Source organism: Sphingobacterium detergens (assembly GCF_003610355.1).
Lineage (GTDB): Bacteria > Bacteroidota > Bacteroidia > Sphingobacteriales > Sphingobacteriaceae > Sphingobacterium > Sphingobacterium detergens.
This window is the reverse complement of the sequence record NZ_RAPY01000008.1, coordinates 25,915-41,761: the sequence shown is the minus strand read 5'-3', so window position 1 is coordinate 41,761 and position 15,847 is coordinate 25,915. Positions and strand designations below refer to the sequence as shown.

Genomic DNA, 15,847 nt, shown 5'->3' with positions numbered 1-15,847 from the left:
GAACAATGATTTTTGTCCTCATCAGTGTTATTTGTAGCGTCACTGTAGCCGTATTATTAAAATTGGCAAAACAGTATGGCGTAGAAACAAAACAAGTGATTGTCTGGAATTATCCTATGGCGGTTGCTTTGACCTATTTTATATTACGGCCCGAAATAAAAGAAATTAGCTGGGATGCCTTACCATTCCCGCTGTATGTAGCACTGGCTGTACTTTTACCGGGGATGTTTGTATTTATTGCGCTATCTATCCGTTACAGTGGTTTGGTAAAAACGGAGGTAGCCCAACGACTGTCTTTATTTATTCCCTTACTAGCAGCGTTTTTTTTATTCCACGAAAAGCTACAGGGAAATAAACTGTTGGGAATAGGAGTAGGTCTATTGGCGATAATATGTTCCATCGGTTGGCGAAAATCTCTCCCTACAGTAACCCTGTCAAATAAAGGATATAAAAATACTCTCTACCCATTGCTTGTTTTTATTGGTATGGGGATTATTGATATCCTTTTTAAACAGGTGGCATTGCATGTGACGATACCTTATGTCAGTTCGATGTTTATTATCTTTGTCATGGCCATGCTGATTGCATTTGGTTTACTAGGCTATTTTATCTTTATTGAAAAGCAGATCTTTTCAGGTAAAGCTGTCGTCTATGGCCTGATTTTAGGCGCTTTCAATTTTTGTAATATATTATTTTATATGAAAGCTCATCGGGCATTACCGGAGAACCCTTCCATCGTATTTACTGGAATGAATATTGGTGTTATCTCGTTGGGTGCTTTGGTGGGTGTATTATTTTTTAAAGAAAGACTTTCGTGGTTGAATTACCTGGGGATAGTTCTTTCCATTATTTCAGTTTTAATTATCGCATATCAGTGAGTTTATTTGAAGATACTTATCGAACGATCGATGCAAACTATGAGGGAATTTTTAGAGATAAAGGAAGCAAATTTATTGCCTATGCATTTCCTTTTAAATCTGAGGAGAAATTAAAAGATCTGCTACAGGAGGTGAAATCCCTGCATCCAAAAGCAAGACACCACTGCTGGGCTTATCGGCTGACTCCAGATCGTAATGTATTTCGCATAAACGATGATGGTGAACCTTCTGGTACCGCGGGGCGTCCTATTTTAAATGCTTTGCTCTCGGCAGATATTACAAATATAATCGTCGTTGTTGTCCGTTATTTCGGTGGAACCCTTTTGGGCGTACCAGGCTTGATTAATGCTTATAAATCGGCCACACAGGATGCCTTGGATCAAGCTCAGGTAATTGAACGAACAGTTAATGATAGTTATGGGTTGACCTTTGATTATCTAAATATGAATGATGTTATGCGCATTATTAAGGAAGAAGGACTGGAAATCGAAAAGCAGGAATTTGACAATAATTGCTATCTGGAATTTGAGGTGCGTAAAATGCAGGTGAACCGTGTCGTAGAACGTTTTTCGAAAATTGAAGGTTGTCAATTGAATTATTTAAGAACGATATGATAAACAATTCAGAACTCATTTTAAATTCAGATGGAAGTATTTACCATTTGAATTTATTGCCAGAGGATTTAGCGGATACGATCATTACGGTAGGAGATCCGGACCGTGTCGCCAAGGTGTCGAAATATTTTGATCGTATCGAACTCAAAAAGGGGAAGCGCGAGTTTATCACCCATACAGGATATATTGGTACTAAACGGCTGAGCGTGATCTCTACAGGGATAGGTACAGATAATATTGATATTGTATTGAATGAGCTGGATGCATTGGTAAACATCGATTTTCAGCATAAGGAAGTAAAAAGCGAGCTGACCTCTTTGGATATCGTGCGTATCGGTACTTCTGGTGCTGTACAGACGGATGTTGAAATGGGAAGCATATTGGCTTCGGAATATGGGGTTGGCTTTGATGCATTGATGCAGTTCTATCAAAAGCCTTACGATGAAATTGAATTGAATATCCAGCAGGCTCTAATTCGGTATTTTCCACAATTGAGTTTAAAACCTTATGTAGCAGGAGCCGGAGAGCGTCTATTAGACCGAATTGCTTTTGATCTGCCCAAGGGGATGACATTGACGGCGCCGGGATTCTATGCACCACAAGGACGTTGTCTGCGCTCAGATAATACGATTCCAGATCTGATTCCTTTGGTAAATTCATTTAAGCATAACAATTTCCGTTTGACCAATCTGGAAATGGAAACCGCGGGTATCTATGCTTTGGCGAAAATGTTTGGCCATCAGGCCTTATCCATAAATGCCATTTTAGCAAGTCGGGTAGCGGGAGAATTTTCGCCGAATCCTGAAGCAGTCGTAGAAAAAGCCATTCAACTGGTATTGGAAAGAATTTAGAAAAATCTCTCCAAGTGCCACATGTACGTTAAACAACTCCTTTCCTGTTGGAGTCAAATTTGAGCATGATAAAGAGTAGTATCGTGAAACTCCAGAGTGAAGACCCACCATAGCTGACAAATGGCAATGGAATCCCGATGACAGGGATAATTCCTATGGTCATGCCGATATTGATAAACAAGTGAAAAAATAGGATAGAAGCTACGCCGTAGGCATAGATTCGGGCGAAAGCCGAACGCTGTCGTTCTGCAATATGGATGATACGCAAGAGCAGCGTGAGATAGATGGCAATTAATGTTACTGAACCTACAAAGCCCCATTCTTCCCCCACTGTACAGAAGATAAAGTCAGTACTTTGTTCGGGAACAAAGTTATATTTGGTCTGCGTTCCCTGCAAATAGCCTTTTCCCCAGAACTGGCCCGATCCAATGGCAATTTTGGACTGGTTCAAATTATAACCCTTTCCTTTGAGGTCTTCTGTTTTGCCCAAAATGATATCGATTCGGTCACGCTGGTGCGGTTGTAATACATGGTCGTACACCAGGTCCACACATAATATAAAAGCAGTACAGGCTGCAAAAAGGATACTTAGATTAATAATATATTTTCTCTTTTTTCGGAAGCTCCACATAAAAAATCCAATGATAGCAGCCAAGACTAAAATAAGAATCCATGGATTGAATAACAGCGCTAAAACGAAAAGTAAGATACAGAGACCTCCAAATATCAATAGTTCATTGTTTACATAGCCTTCACGGTAAAAAACAAAAATCAGGGAAAAGAATGCCAATGCAGAACCGGTGTCGGGCTGTAGCATAACTAAAAATACAGGAAATAGCACAATTCCGGCTCCCATGGCCAGTGTTTGCATGGTGGGGGCTTTATTGCTCTGCGCACTTAGGAAGTTGGCCAGCAACAGACAGGTGGAGAGCTTGGCAAACTCGGAGGGTTGTAACCTGAAAAATCCTAAATCAATCCAGGCCTGATTTCCGCCGACATTTCGCCCGACAACCAAAACAATGACAAGGAGTATAGCTGTTATACCATAAAATATGGGTGAGGCCGAGCTGAAAAATTTGGCATCGATAATCAAGATGGATATACCGAGAATAATCGCTGAGATCAGATAGAGTGACTGCTTTCCATAGTTGGTACCCAAGGTGAAAAAACCAGGCATTTCTGGATTAAATACAGCTGCGCGGATATTGAATAGACCGATCAGACAAAGTGAGAGCCAGAGTGTGATTGTTAACCAATCTATTTTTCCAAAGAAACTATTTTTTTGATTATTCATGTCTTCTTTTTACCTCACTATGGTGAACAATTGTTTCTTTTGGTTTTACCAATGCCGCTAATTGTCGTTTTGATTTAACAGTATCTGTTTTTGATTTGATCGAATCCGCTTTCTTGACATCTTTACTTTTCGGATCTATTACTTTCTTTGGTGCAGGAAGAAAGTTTGCTTTATAAATCCGATCCTGAATATATTTTGGTGTCGTAATGGTATCCTTCAGGTATTTTTCCACCATCATACTGGCGATTGGACCAGCCCAAGTTCCACCATAACCAGCATTTTCAACAAATACTGCAATGGCAATTTTAGGATTTTCCCGTGGTGCAAATGCAAAAAATACGGCGTGATTTTCTCCATGTGGATTTTGTGCCGTCCCTGTTTTTCCACACATTTCAATACCCGGGATACGATTCGACCAAGCTGTTCCTTCAGGTGTGTTGACAGCGTCGCTCATCCCCTGGATGACTACAGGATAATATTTTTCATCTACCCCAGCGCTGATCTTTTCTGTAAATTCCTTTTTGGCGATTTTTTGTGCGCCGATACCCTTGATGAGATGCGGTCTATAGTAAAAACCTTTGTTGGCTACAATAGCCATAATATTGGCCATTTGTAGCGGTGTTATACCCATCTCTCCCTGGCCAATAGAGAGGGAGATGTTGAAACTTGAACGCCATTTGTCATTGCCATATCGTTTTGTATAAAACTCCGATGTGGGCAATAATCCCGGTTTTTCCCCCGGTAAATCTATCCCTAATTTGTGCCCGATTCCAAACTGCGTAGTTGCATTACGCCATAGATCATAAGCTTTTGGCCCCGAGAGCCCCCGTCCGTCGATCATTTTGGCGTAGGTGAACCCATAATAGGTATTACAGGATACTGCTACAGAACGTTGTAAAGTGGTTGAACCGTGGTAGTGTGTACAGCCCATCCAGCCGCGTCCGCCACCATAGCTATAACCATGAGGACAGAAAAATACGGTGTTTCGGTCGATGACGCCAGCTTGCTGTGCAGTCAGGGCTGAAACAACCTTAAAAACGGATCCCGGAGGATACGAGGCTTGAATAGGACGATTAAAAAGGGGCTTGGTATCGTCATTCAATAATTTCATGTAATTATTGCCGACTTGTCGACCTACCATCAGATTGGGGTTGTAACTCGGGCTACTTATATAGGCCAAGATTTCCCCCGTTGCGGGCTCAATGGCGACAATAGAACCGAGCTTATTTTTCATTAAGCTTTCACCTAATATTTGAAGATCCTTGTCTAACGAGGAAACTAATCCTTCACCAGCAACGGCCAAGGTATCGTATTTCCCTTCCATAAATATCCCTTTGGGACGATTTAGCGCATCCACCATCAAATTGTTGACGCCTCTTTTACCGCGAATTAGATCTTCGTAGGAACGTTCGACACCACTTCTTCCGATATAGTCACCACTTCGGTAAAATCCGTTGGATCGTTCAATATCTTTATCGTTTACTTCACTTACATAACCCAAAAACTGAGCAGCAATACTATCGGGATAACTTCTGATGGTTCTCTTTTGAACATAAAATCCACGAAACTGATATTGATATTCTTGATATTGCGCCCAAGTCCGGACGGATAGCTGTTTTTCAAAAATTGATGCCCTGTATGGAGAATGGGCACGAGCCTTATCCATCCGTTTAATAAAGCCTTCTTTGTCAATATCAATTAATTTACAAAACAAAGCCGTGTCAATCTCCTTGACTTCACGAGGGGTAACCATTAGGTCGTAAACAGGTTCATTTTGTACCAATACTTTTCCTTTGCGGTCTAAAATAACACCCCTTGCAGGATAGACAATGACCTTACGCATGACATTACTATTGGCTGAATGTATATAGGAATCGTCGATGATCTGTAAATAAAATAAACGGGCAATCAAAGTCAGCGCGATGGCAACAAAGATTCCGGAAACGACGTACTTGCGAGCAAAAAAACTATTCATAGAAATAAATTTCTATTCACCGATCTACTACAATCGATCTTTCTTTTTGTAGAATAATATGCTAAATAACAGCATGATAATTACCGTAAATATACAACTTAAAACAATACTGAGCAGCGTGTATTGAATATGTTGGAAGGAGAAAGATTCCAGTAGATACAGGAATGTATGATGAATCAATGTACCAAAAAAGATATAGGAGAAAAACCATCTCACATTCATCAACCCCAACATTGGTGTAAGAAATGAGTCCCGTTCCTCTACTTCAAGAGTGATCTTCATAAAGAAAATTCGGAATGCAGCCAAAGCCACGCATGCGGCGGTGTTGACCCCCAATGTGTCATAAAAGGAATCAACGGTCAAACCTGTTAGAAAAGCAATCAGGTAAACCAGAAAATTGGGTGTTCCGGTCGGTAGCAAAAAGATAAATAAAATATAGGGAAATGCCGCAACCAAGTTATAATAGCCAATATTTTGGAACAAAAATACCTGCATTCCAATTAAGACGATAAATCGAATAAAATTAAATATTAAAATCCTAGCCATTGTCTTTAGTCGATTCCTCCAATGTTTTTAATTCATTACTTAATAAATCCTTTACTACATATACATGTTGTAGATTGGAGAAATTGGTGCTTAAAAGAATGCGAAGATCCAGGAATGCATCTCCAGAGGAAATGCCGGTTTGAATAACTGTGCCCACAAAAATACCTTTGGGAAAATGTCCTGAATATCCCGAGGTATAAACTTTGTCGCCTTTGTTTACTTTGATATGATTCGGAATCTCCTTAACCGTCGCTGCGCGATAATCGATGTTGTTACCCCAGACTAAGGAGCCAAAGGTCTCACTACGGCCCAAGGTGACCGATATACGGGTGTCAGGATGTAATAAAGATTGCACAGTGGAAAAATTAGGCGAAACATTTAATACGATACCAACGACGCCATTTGGAGCAATCACACCCATGCCTTTTTCAATACCATCTTTACTACCTCTATCCAACGTGATTGTATTCGCTTTTTGATGAATACTATTGTTGATGACATTTGCAATAATAAATTGGTAACGCCCAAATTCACTGCTATCGATGAGTGGTACTGGCCCGATCTTAATACTATCCGTTGATTTATAAGCTTGAAGGTCTTTCCGTAGCTGCGCGTTTTCTTTAGCTAAGGCATCATTTGTCTCGCCTAGATGTAAATAGCTTTTCCACGAGTTTACCTTTGCATAGAGGTTGCCGATTACACTGTTGGACGAATTTAACACCGAGTTGCGTTGAAACGAATTGTTGGTAATAATCAAAAATAATGAGAATCCAAAAAATAGGATAAACCAAAAGAATGCATTATATCGTCTCAGGAATAACCAAAGGTTTCTCATTTTTTATCGTGGGTATTTAATAAGCAAGCGATATAATAATTTTGCATATTATATCGCTCTTTAATAAAATCTTGTTAATTATCGAACGCTAATTATTGCATCAAGAATTTGAATCGACCAATATTTTTAAGCGCAATACCGGTACCTCTTACAACAGCGCGAAGAGGATCTTCGGCAATGTGTACAGGAAGTTTTGTTTTCGCTTGAATACGACGGTCTAAACCACGTAATAACGCGCCACCACCAGTCAGATAGATACCTGTTTGATAGATATCGGCAGACAACTCTGGAGGTGTAATTTCAAGTGCTTTTAAGATGGCTTCTTCGATTTTTGAAATTGATTTATCCAAACAATGGGCAATTTCAGTGTAAGAAACGGTAATCTGTTTAGGGACACCAGTCATGAGGTCACGACCTTGAACTGCAAAATCCGCAGGTGGTTCCTGTAATTCAGGAAGTGCCGCACCAACTTCAATTTTAATCTTTTCAGCAGTACGTTCACCGATCATGATATTATGTTGTCTACGGATGTATTGAACAATATCCGAATCAAAGTTGTCACCCGCTACACGGATGGACTGATCACATACGATACCAGATAATGCGATAACAGCAATTTCTGTCGTACCACCACCAATATCTATAATCATGTTACCCATTGGTTCTTCCACATCGATACCGATACCTACGGCAGCTGCCATTGGCTCGTGGATCAGATAAACTTCTTTGGCACCTGCAATTTCTGCAGAATCGCGCACCGCTCTCTTCTCTACTTCGGTGATACCTGATGGAATACAGACAACCATACGCAAGGATGGAAAAAACCAACTCTTACCATTGTTAACCAATTTTACCATCCCTCTGATCAGGTGTTCAGCAGCTGTAAAATCAGCAATTACTCCATCACGTAAAGGTCGTACCGTTTTTATATTATCGTGTGTTTTACCTTCCATTTGCATCGCCTGTCGACCAATGGCAATCACTTTGTTTGTGGTGCGGTCAAATGCAACAATAGAAGGCTCATCCACTACTACTTTGTCATTATGAATTATAAGGGTGTTTGCAGTACCCAAGTCAATCGCAACTTCTTGCGTAAACCAATTAAATAAGCCCATTTGCTAATCCTTAAGCTATTTTAAAATAATATGCAAACCTACACAAAAAAAATTAATCTTTTTGAGGTTCTACATCAAAAAAAACTATATTCTGCAAGTAAATTCTATCTGGAAAAAACTGTCTTTAAATTTAACGAATATAATCTACAATTGTTACGTCTAATAGTAACTTATTTTTTATTGGAAGCAATAGCAAGCAGGAATTAAAAATGTGTTTTTGACTTCTTTGCTATCCGTATGAGCACTGGGGTTTTCAGGATCGTAGCTTTGACAACGATATGGGGAGTGGGCGCCAAGTTTTAAGATCAATTATTTTTTTGATCAACTTTCGGTCGTTTTTTAGTGGTGCTGAAAAAAAAGAGTGCCATTATTTTCATGGAATAATAGCACTCTTTTTTGTGTAAAAAACAGTGTTAATCTGTCTTTTACAATTTTATTTATCGACTTTTATTGTATCGTTTTCGCTTGTTCTTCAGGCGTTGGCTCGTCATACTTATGGAAGATTAAGCGGACACCACTGTTTTTCGTGAAAAACTTCACGGTCCAGTTTACAAATGTGATCAACTTATTTCTAAAACCATAAATGGACATCAAGTGGACAAACATCCAAGTCATCCATCCTAAGAAACCACTGAAGTGAATTTTGCCCATATCAACGACAGCTTTATTACGCCCTACTGTAGCCATTGAACCCTTGTCAAAATAGCTGAATTTTTCGGTAGGTTGATTAGACATCGTCTGAAGGATGTGTTTAGCGACATATCCACCCTGTTGCTGTGCTACTGGGGCTACACCAGGTAAACCTCGAGGTAGATCGTCTGTAATAAATGCAGATACGTCACCAATGGCATAGACACCTGGCATGTCAATGACACGGCATTGATCGTCTGTCTGTATACGGTTACCACGTTGGATAACCTCTTTTTTAAATCCATCTGGATATTGACCCGCAACACCCGCACCCCAGATGACTGTTTTTGTTTCGATGCTTCTACCATCCGCGAAGGTAATGGAGTTACCATCGTATCCAGTTACCTGTACATTCAATAGTACTTCAACACCTAAATCTTTTAAATATTTTTCAGAATTTTTTGATGCTTTCTCCGATAGATTAGCCAACACTTTTGGTAGGCCTTCCACCAGGTAAACAGACATCTCTGATTTCTTTAATTCAGGATAGTCTTTCTCCAGCACATTATTCTTGATTTCTGCAATAGCTCCAGAAAGCTCTACCCCAGTAGGGCCACCACCAACGATCACAAAGTTCAAATTAGGCTTACGATCTTCAGGATTAGGGATCATTACTGCTTCTTCGAGATTTTGAAGAACGTAACTGCGTATATTAAGTGCCTCCTGGATGTTTTTCATTGGCAAGGCATATTTTGTAATTTGCTGATTGCCGAAAAAATTTGTCGTTGCACCAGTGGCAACAACCAAATAGTCGTAGTCAAAATCTCCGATATCAGTTTTAACAATTTTAGCCTCGTTATCGATGCTTTTTACGTCGGCAAGTCTGAAATGGAAGTTCTCCTGATTTTTGAACATTTTACGGACAGGGAAGGAAATGGAGTCCGCAGACAGTGTACCAGTAGCAACTTGATACATTAATGGTTGAAAGGTATGAAAGTTGTTTCTATCTAATAAGAGAACTTCAACTTCCTTATTTTTAAGCTTTTTAGCAACTTCAATTCCTCCAAATCCAGCACCAATAATGATTACTCTTGGGAATTTTCTATTTGAACTATTGCTTGGCATATTTTTAATAGTTTGTTGTAAAAATTCGTACAATCGAATTAAGCTGCAAATATCTTAAATTTTGAACCAAAAAACTAAAAAATATTTATTTATTATGGCAATACATTGTGAAATTTATCGTTATAAGGCCAATTCTTTTAATAAAATATTTTGTAGTGTTTTGGTTTTAAGTCTTTTATGACTCAGAGAGGCGCTTAAAAAAAACTTGCATAGATAACAAAGTCATTGTGTATTTTATACACAATGACTTTGTTATTGCAATGAACCTTTCAGCTTGATTTTCATGCCATTGTTATTATTATGAAGATGAAGTTGACAGGCGAGTCGACTTTGTTCGTCAGCATCTGGTAAGGTGTCTAACATATCTAACTCCTGATCGCTAGCTTCTGGAAGATTATCCAAGCCTTCAAGGACTTCAACATGGCATGTAGCGCATAGCGCCATACCTCCGCAGGTAGCCAATATGTCGTATGCTGAGGCCTTTAAAATTTCCATCAACGAAAGATTGATATCCGTAGGTATCTCGATTGTATTTTCCGAACCATCGCGATCGACGACAGTTACTTGTATCAAATTGTCTTCCATGGCTAAAAAGTATTGATACCGTTTACGGTTGTATATTTAAATGTTAACTTTTGATCCGGGTAAACAAATTTGAATGCACTTTGACACATCAGAGCAGCTTCATGGTAACCGCAGAGAATCAGTTTTAGTTTGCCGGGATAGGTATTAATATCGCCAATGGCATAAATACGTTCGACATTGGTCGAATAATCGAAGGTATTGACTTCAATTGCATTTTTATCAATATTTAACCCCCAGTCAGCAATTGGGCCCAGCTTGGGTGTCAAGCCGTATAGTGGGATGAAATAATCCGCCTCGACCGCAATCGTTTCTTTATCTTTATTTATCGTTTCAACTGTTGTAAGCGTACCATTTCCATGTATATTACTCAGATTATGGGACAAAAGTAAATTAATTTTGCCTTGTTGGGCCAATTTGAAGACTTTTTCCGCTGAATCGGGGGCGCCCCGAAAAGAATCACTGCGATGAATGAGTGTGACCTGCTGGGCAATATCAGCTAAATGGTAAGTCCAATCCAGCGCAGAGTCCCCTCCACCAGCAATCACAATCCGTTTGTCCGCATATTTGGCGGGATCTTTTACCATATAATCCACCCCTTTACCTTCAAAGAGATTTAGATTTTGAATCTCAGGTTTTCGGGGTTCGAAGCAGCCTAGTCCGCCGGCAATGACAATAACCTGTGCATGAACTTTAGTGTCATCACTCGTGGCGATGATAAAAGAACCATCATCCTGTTTTTCGATCTGTTCTACGCGTTCACCCAGTGTAAAAGTAGGCGCAAAAGGTTTTATCTGCTCAAGTTGATTATCAATAAGCTCCTGAGCTGTGATGCTCGGATAGCCCGGTATATCATAAATGGGTTTGTGCGGATATATTTCAGATAACTGTCCACCAACTTGAGGTAAAACATCGATCAAATGGCACCTCATTTTTAGAAGTCCAGCTTCAAAAACAGCAAACAATCCTACTGGTCCAGCACCGATGATACAAATATCAGTATTTATCATAGCTATTATACATTTAAATTGTTGTAAATGGTGTTTAATATTCTTGTAAAATCCTCGAAATCTTTTTCCGTTAATTTCTCCCAGGCTTTCATACGGATCGCTGCAACGATAGGGGATAAGGAAGCCACCTTAAGTTTTCCTTCTTCCGTCAAATGGAGATAGAGACTTCGGCGGTCTGCCTCGTCAATAACACGTTCAGCCAAACCTTTCTTCAGTAAGATATCCACGATACGGGTCAACGTGGGTTGATCTTTGCCGCATCGTTTAGCTAATTCTTTCTGCGATAGCTGGTCAGTTTCATATAGCGCCTTTAAGACGGCCCATTGATCCACTGTAATGTCAAATCCCTTTTCTGTAAAGGACGATTGCGCAAATTGTTTTACCTTCTTGGCCGTTTGATCCAAGATGAAAGAATAACGGTCGAATTTTTCGTTTAGCATACAAATATTTAGTGCAACAAATATATCTAAAATTATTTAGTACAACAAGTAATTTGAATGCAATAAAAAAAAGGCGCTCAAATTTTTGAACGCCTTTTTATGTTATTTTAAAGCTTATTATGGTCTTACTACTTCAGCTTTTTTTGCAGTATTACCTTCAGCTAAGTGCTTTCCTTTACGTAAATCGTATACAGAAGGCGCAGCCAGGATAATTGAAGAATAGGTACCCACAATAACACCGATTAGGATCGCGAAAGAGAATCCACGGATAACCTCACCACCAAAGATGAACAAAACCGCAAGAACGAAAACGATCGTCAATGAAGTAATGATTGTTCTACTCAATGTTGAGTTGATCGCATGATTTACAACCTCACCAAGATCTTCGTTATGCGCATTAGGTTTTGATACGAACTCTCTCAAGCGGTCAAATACAACCACAGTATCATTCACCGAGTATGCGATTACCGTTAAGATGGCCGCCACAAAGTGTTGGTCAATATCCAATGAGAATGGCACAATACCATCCAATATGGAGAATAAACCTAATAGAATAATTGCATCGTGGATGGTTGCAATCGCTGCACCCACTGAGTACTCCCATTTGCGGAAACGGATTAGGATATAAGCCGCCACGATAATAATGGAGAAGATTGCTGAACTAGTTGCTCTTGACTTGATGTCTGATGCGATACTAGGTCCTACTTTTTGTGAGGACAGGATCTCATGTTTGTTGGAAGCATCTACCTTGGATAGTCCTTGGTTTAATTTATCCAATACTTCCTTATCGGCAGCATCAGAAGTTTCTTCAATATGATACGTTGTTGTCACACGAAGTTGGTTTGATGCACCAAATACTTTTACTTCAGTTGTTTTTTGGAAAATATCGTCCAAACTGGTACGAACAGCTTCCGGATCAACTGGTTTATCGTAACGAACAGTATAAGTACGTCCACCTTGGAAATCTACACCTAAACTGAAACCTTTTGTGAAAATTGAAGCTGCAGAAATTAAAACCGCTACAACAGAGATTGCGTAGAATACTTTACGTTTTTGAACGAATTTGAAGTTTGCATTATGCAAGGTGTTTGCAGACCAAGGGAAAGATACTTTAATTTTAATATCTTTTTCCAACATCCATTCAAAAATAACACGTGTTACAAGTATTGCTGTAAACAATGATGTGATAATACCAACCATCAATGTTGTTGCGAAACCTAAAATTGGACCACTACCAAATAAGAATAAGATGATACCGATTAAGAATGTCGTAATCTGTGAATCTAAGATAGAAGGTAAAGCATGTTTATATCCATCAGCAACAGCCTGACGAATTGATTTTCCTAAGCCCAATTCCTCACGGATACGTTCATAGATCAATACGTTAGCATCGACAGCTGTACCCATTGTCAATACGATACCGGCAATACCAGGTAAGGTCAGTACGGCATTGAGCGATGCTAATACGCCCATGATAATGAATACGTTCAACAATACAGCAATGTTAGCCACGATACCTGCAGTGTTGTAGTATGCAATCATGAAGATCATCACAACGACAATACCGATTACCGCTGAATTGATACCCGCATCAATAGCCGCTTGTCCCAATGTCGGACCAACAACTGCTTCTTCAACGATTTTAGCTGTAGTCGGAAGACGACCAGCTTTCAATACGTTTGCTAAATCTTTTGTATCCTCTACAGTAAACGAACCTGAAATTGATGAACTACCATTTGGAATTTCACCATTAACAGAAGGAGCTGAATAAACTACATTATCTAAGACGATAGCGATAGCATCTCTATTTTGAGCCGCTTTTGCTGTGATTTTCTTCCATTCACGTGCACCTTCATTATTCATTTGCATACCAACGACAGGTTGGTTTTTCTCATCAAAGTTGGCATTTGCATCAGTGATCACGTCACCAGTCAATACCGCGCCATTATCTGCTCCTACTGCTTTGATAGCATATAGGGAAAGTTGCTCTGGTGTTTTTTGCTCTGGTTTTACAGCCCATAAAAGCTTTAAGTTACCCGGAAGAATTGATTTTACTTCTGGGCGTTGCAAATAAGCGTTTACTTTAGCGGTATCTTTCAATGAAGCAATACCGACCATAGCGCCAGGCATAAGTGCCATTTGTTGGTTTTCGCCCATATAAACTGCTGGGCGTAAGACTTCAAATAATGGGTTTTTCTGACCTAGATTAAGCGCCGCACTATCCTTTTTAGCTTTGCTGTCTTTTTGACCACCGGTTAAGTTGGACAATAAATCGTCTGACTTTTTCGTTGTGTCAGCAACGGTTTTATTTGTCGCAGCTGGCGCAGCTTTTAAAGTAGTTGCTAATGTTCTGTCAATATTTTCTAATACAGGGTAAACTTCTTGATTGGTGTAAGTCTCATAGAACTCCAATTTAGCCGAACCTTGAAGTAGGTTACGAACACGACTTTCGTCTTTTACACCTGGTAATTCCACTAAGATACGGTTTGTACCTTGTTGAATCTGGATGTTTGGTGAAGCAACACCGAACTTATCAATACGTGTACGGAGTACTTTGTACGAATTTTGAATGGCGTTGTCAGCTTCTTTTTGAAGGAACGATTCAACTTTTGAATCAGAATCACCTGGTTTAATTAAAGAAGCGTTGTCTTTTGTAGAAAAGAATGTCGAAAGTGGGGTAGAAGCTCCTATGGATTTATATTCTTCCATAAATAAAGCGACAACCGTTTTTTGACTGGTTTTGCTTTTTGCTACCGCTTGTTCCAACGCTTTGTTGAATTTCTCATCTTTTGGATTGTTGGCCAGATTACGGATCAACTCATCCAATGAGATCTCCATGGTAACGTTCATACCACCTTTTAAATCCAATCCTAAAGCCAGTTCATTCGCTTTTGCTTCCCTATAGGTGTATTTCGCAAAACCTAAATTGTACACTACTTCACCTGCCATAGAGTCTAGATAGCTCTTTTCTTTTGCCAAATCTCCTTTGGCAAAATTCTCAGCATCTTGCTCCACCTTGCGGGTCACCCAAGTAAATGATAGGGAGTATAGACACGCTAATGACACCACTATCACTAAAAGTTTAATCAGCCCTTTACCTTGCATCGTCTGTTATTAATTGTATTAATTTTAATGTTAAATACTGTTTATGTAATTGATAATTAGTTCTTGTTTAATCACACTTTACCAAGAATGGCAAAGGTATAAAATTTTTGTAGAATGAAAAGCTTTATTTATGCCATTTAGGTCAAAGGCATAAAATTAGAAGAAATGCTGAAAAAAAGAAATATTTAATGGATTTATTTTATAAAAAAAGGCCCTGCTCAAACCTGAGCAGGGCCTTTTTTTATAATTCTTTAACACTATCTCAATGTATATTTAATACCGAAAGTGAAAGTTGAAGCATCGAAATCATTACCATGATTTAATCTCCAGTCTGGTTTCCAGTCTGCGTGAAATCCGATAGGGGCAGCAGGGATTTTAAATTCCAAACCTAATTGTGGTCTCAAACCAACAAGAGTAATGTTGTCACCAGCGTCAACAAATGTCAATTGAGCACCAACACCGGCATACCATCCTAATCCGTTTACACCACGGAATGGTCTAGCATATTGATAATCCGCACCTACAGCAACAACGTTGTCATCAAACATCACTTGCGCTTGACCATTGTTTGTTCCACCAAAAGATTGCTTGTATTGAACACCCCAAAGATCACCACCAGTTCCGTCAAAAACAACACCAATAGCGGCACGTTGTGGTGATTGAGCTTTCGCTTCTTGTGCACCAAATGCTAATGCTGCAACAGCAGCTAATGAGAGTAAGGTCTTTTTCATAATTATCTTTACTTTATATTTTCATTAATTAAAATTACTTTTCGTGTAACCAAAAGCAAATAGCTTGCCAAAAAAATAGATGCAATCAACAGGGATGATCTTTTGTGTCAATTCAT

Annotated in this window: 14 protein-coding genes; 3 read left to right on the top strand and 11 right to left on the bottom strand. The window is 39.3% G+C overall.

Annotation, left to right across the window (positions count from 1 at the left end; genetic code table 11):
• The first annotated feature begins 5 nt into the window (after nucleotides 1–5).
• Genes DFQ12_RS26070 through DFQ12_RS26060 form a run of 3 tightly spaced genes read left to right on the top strand, consistent with a single transcriptional unit; the run spans nucleotide 6 to nucleotide 2,343 of the window.
• Complete coding sequence (locus tag DFQ12_RS26070; RefSeq protein WP_120261958.1) at nucleotides 6–878, top strand: DMT family transporter; 873 nt, start codon at nucleotides 6–8, stop codon at nucleotides 876–878.
• Nucleotides 875–1,492 (top strand): IMPACT family protein, encoded by a 618-nt coding sequence (locus tag DFQ12_RS26065; protein ID WP_120261957.1) that lies wholly within the window; start codon nucleotides 875–877, stop codon nucleotides 1,490–1,492. The genes DFQ12_RS26070 and DFQ12_RS26065 overlap by 4 nt, the downstream gene beginning before the upstream one ends.
• Nucleotides 1,489–2,343: a nucleoside phosphorylase gene (locus DFQ12_RS26060; protein WP_120261956.1), complete on the top strand. Its 855-nt coding sequence runs from the start codon at nucleotides 1,489–1,491 to the stop codon at nucleotides 2,341–2,343. Before DFQ12_RS26065 ends, DFQ12_RS26060 begins: the two co-directional genes overlap by 4 nt.
• Nucleotides 2,344–2,371: 28 nt before the next feature.
• Here DFQ12_RS26060 and rodA read toward each other — a convergent pair whose 3' ends face one another.
• The 11 genes from rodA to DFQ12_RS26005 all read right to left on the bottom strand — a co-directional run bounded on the left by rodA (nucleotide 2,372) and on the right by DFQ12_RS26005 (nucleotide 15,731).
• A complete protein-coding gene (rodA, locus tag DFQ12_RS26055; protein ID WP_120261955.1) occupies nucleotides 2,372–3,637 on the bottom strand; it encodes a rod shape-determining protein RodA in 1,266 nt (421 codons plus the stop codon).
• Complete coding sequence (gene mrdA / locus DFQ12_RS26050; protein ID WP_120261954.1) at nucleotides 3,630–5,612, bottom strand: penicillin-binding protein 2; 1,983 nt, start codon at nucleotides 5,610–5,612, stop codon at nucleotides 3,630–3,632. Before mrdA ends, rodA begins: the two co-directional genes overlap by 8 nt.
• A gap of 27 nt (nucleotides 5,613–5,639) precedes the next feature.
• The gene (locus DFQ12_RS26045) at nucleotides 5,640–6,158 is read right to left on the bottom strand and encodes a rod shape-determining protein MreD (protein WP_077437419.1); all 519 of its coding nucleotides are present in this window, start codon (nucleotides 6,156–6,158) and stop codon (nucleotides 5,640–5,642) included.
• On the bottom strand, nucleotides 6,151–6,993 hold the full coding sequence (mreC, locus tag DFQ12_RS26040) for a rod shape-determining protein MreC (protein ID WP_120261953.1): 843 nt from the start codon (nucleotides 6,991–6,993) through the stop codon (nucleotides 6,151–6,153). Before mreC ends, DFQ12_RS26045 begins: the two co-directional genes overlap by 8 nt.
• 92 nt (nucleotides 6,994–7,085) lie before the next feature.
• On the bottom strand, nucleotides 7,086–8,108 hold the full coding sequence (locus DFQ12_RS26035) for a rod shape-determining protein (RefSeq protein WP_028071379.1): 1,023 nt from the start codon (nucleotides 8,106–8,108) through the stop codon (nucleotides 7,086–7,088).
• 447 nt (nucleotides 8,109–8,555) lie between these two features.
• Nucleotides 8,556–9,863, bottom strand: coding sequence for an NAD(P)/FAD-dependent oxidoreductase (locus tag DFQ12_RS26030; protein ID WP_120261952.1), 1,308 nt, complete (start codon nucleotides 9,861–9,863; stop codon nucleotides 8,556–8,558).
• 252 nt (nucleotides 9,864–10,115) lie between these two features.
• Entirely contained in the window at nucleotides 10,116–10,448 is a 333-nt protein-coding gene (locus DFQ12_RS26025) for a 2Fe-2S iron-sulfur cluster-binding protein (RefSeq protein ID WP_120261951.1), read from the bottom strand.
• A 2-nt stretch (nucleotides 10,449–10,450) separates the two neighbouring features.
• Nucleotides 10,451–11,455, bottom strand: coding sequence for an NAD(P)/FAD-dependent oxidoreductase (locus tag DFQ12_RS26020; protein WP_120261950.1), 1,005 nt, complete (start codon nucleotides 11,453–11,455; stop codon nucleotides 10,451–10,453).
• A gap of 5 nt (nucleotides 11,456–11,460) precedes the next feature.
• Nucleotides 11,461–11,895 carry a MarR family winged helix-turn-helix transcriptional regulator gene (locus DFQ12_RS26015; RefSeq protein WP_167457359.1) on the bottom strand — a complete coding sequence of 145 codons (435 nt, stop codon included), beginning with the start codon at nucleotides 11,893–11,895 and terminating at the stop codon, nucleotides 11,461–11,463.
• A gap of 117 nt (nucleotides 11,896–12,012) precedes the next feature.
• A complete protein-coding gene (gene secDF / locus DFQ12_RS26010; RefSeq protein WP_120261949.1) occupies nucleotides 12,013–15,000 on the bottom strand; it encodes a protein translocase subunit SecDF in 2,988 nt (995 codons plus the stop codon).
• Nucleotides 15,001–15,257: 257 nt separating this feature from the next.
• On the bottom strand, nucleotides 15,258–15,731 hold the full coding sequence (locus DFQ12_RS26005; RefSeq protein ID WP_120261948.1) for a hypothetical protein: 474 nt from the start codon (nucleotides 15,729–15,731) through the stop codon (nucleotides 15,258–15,260).
• Nucleotides 15,732–15,847 lie beyond the last annotated feature (116 nt).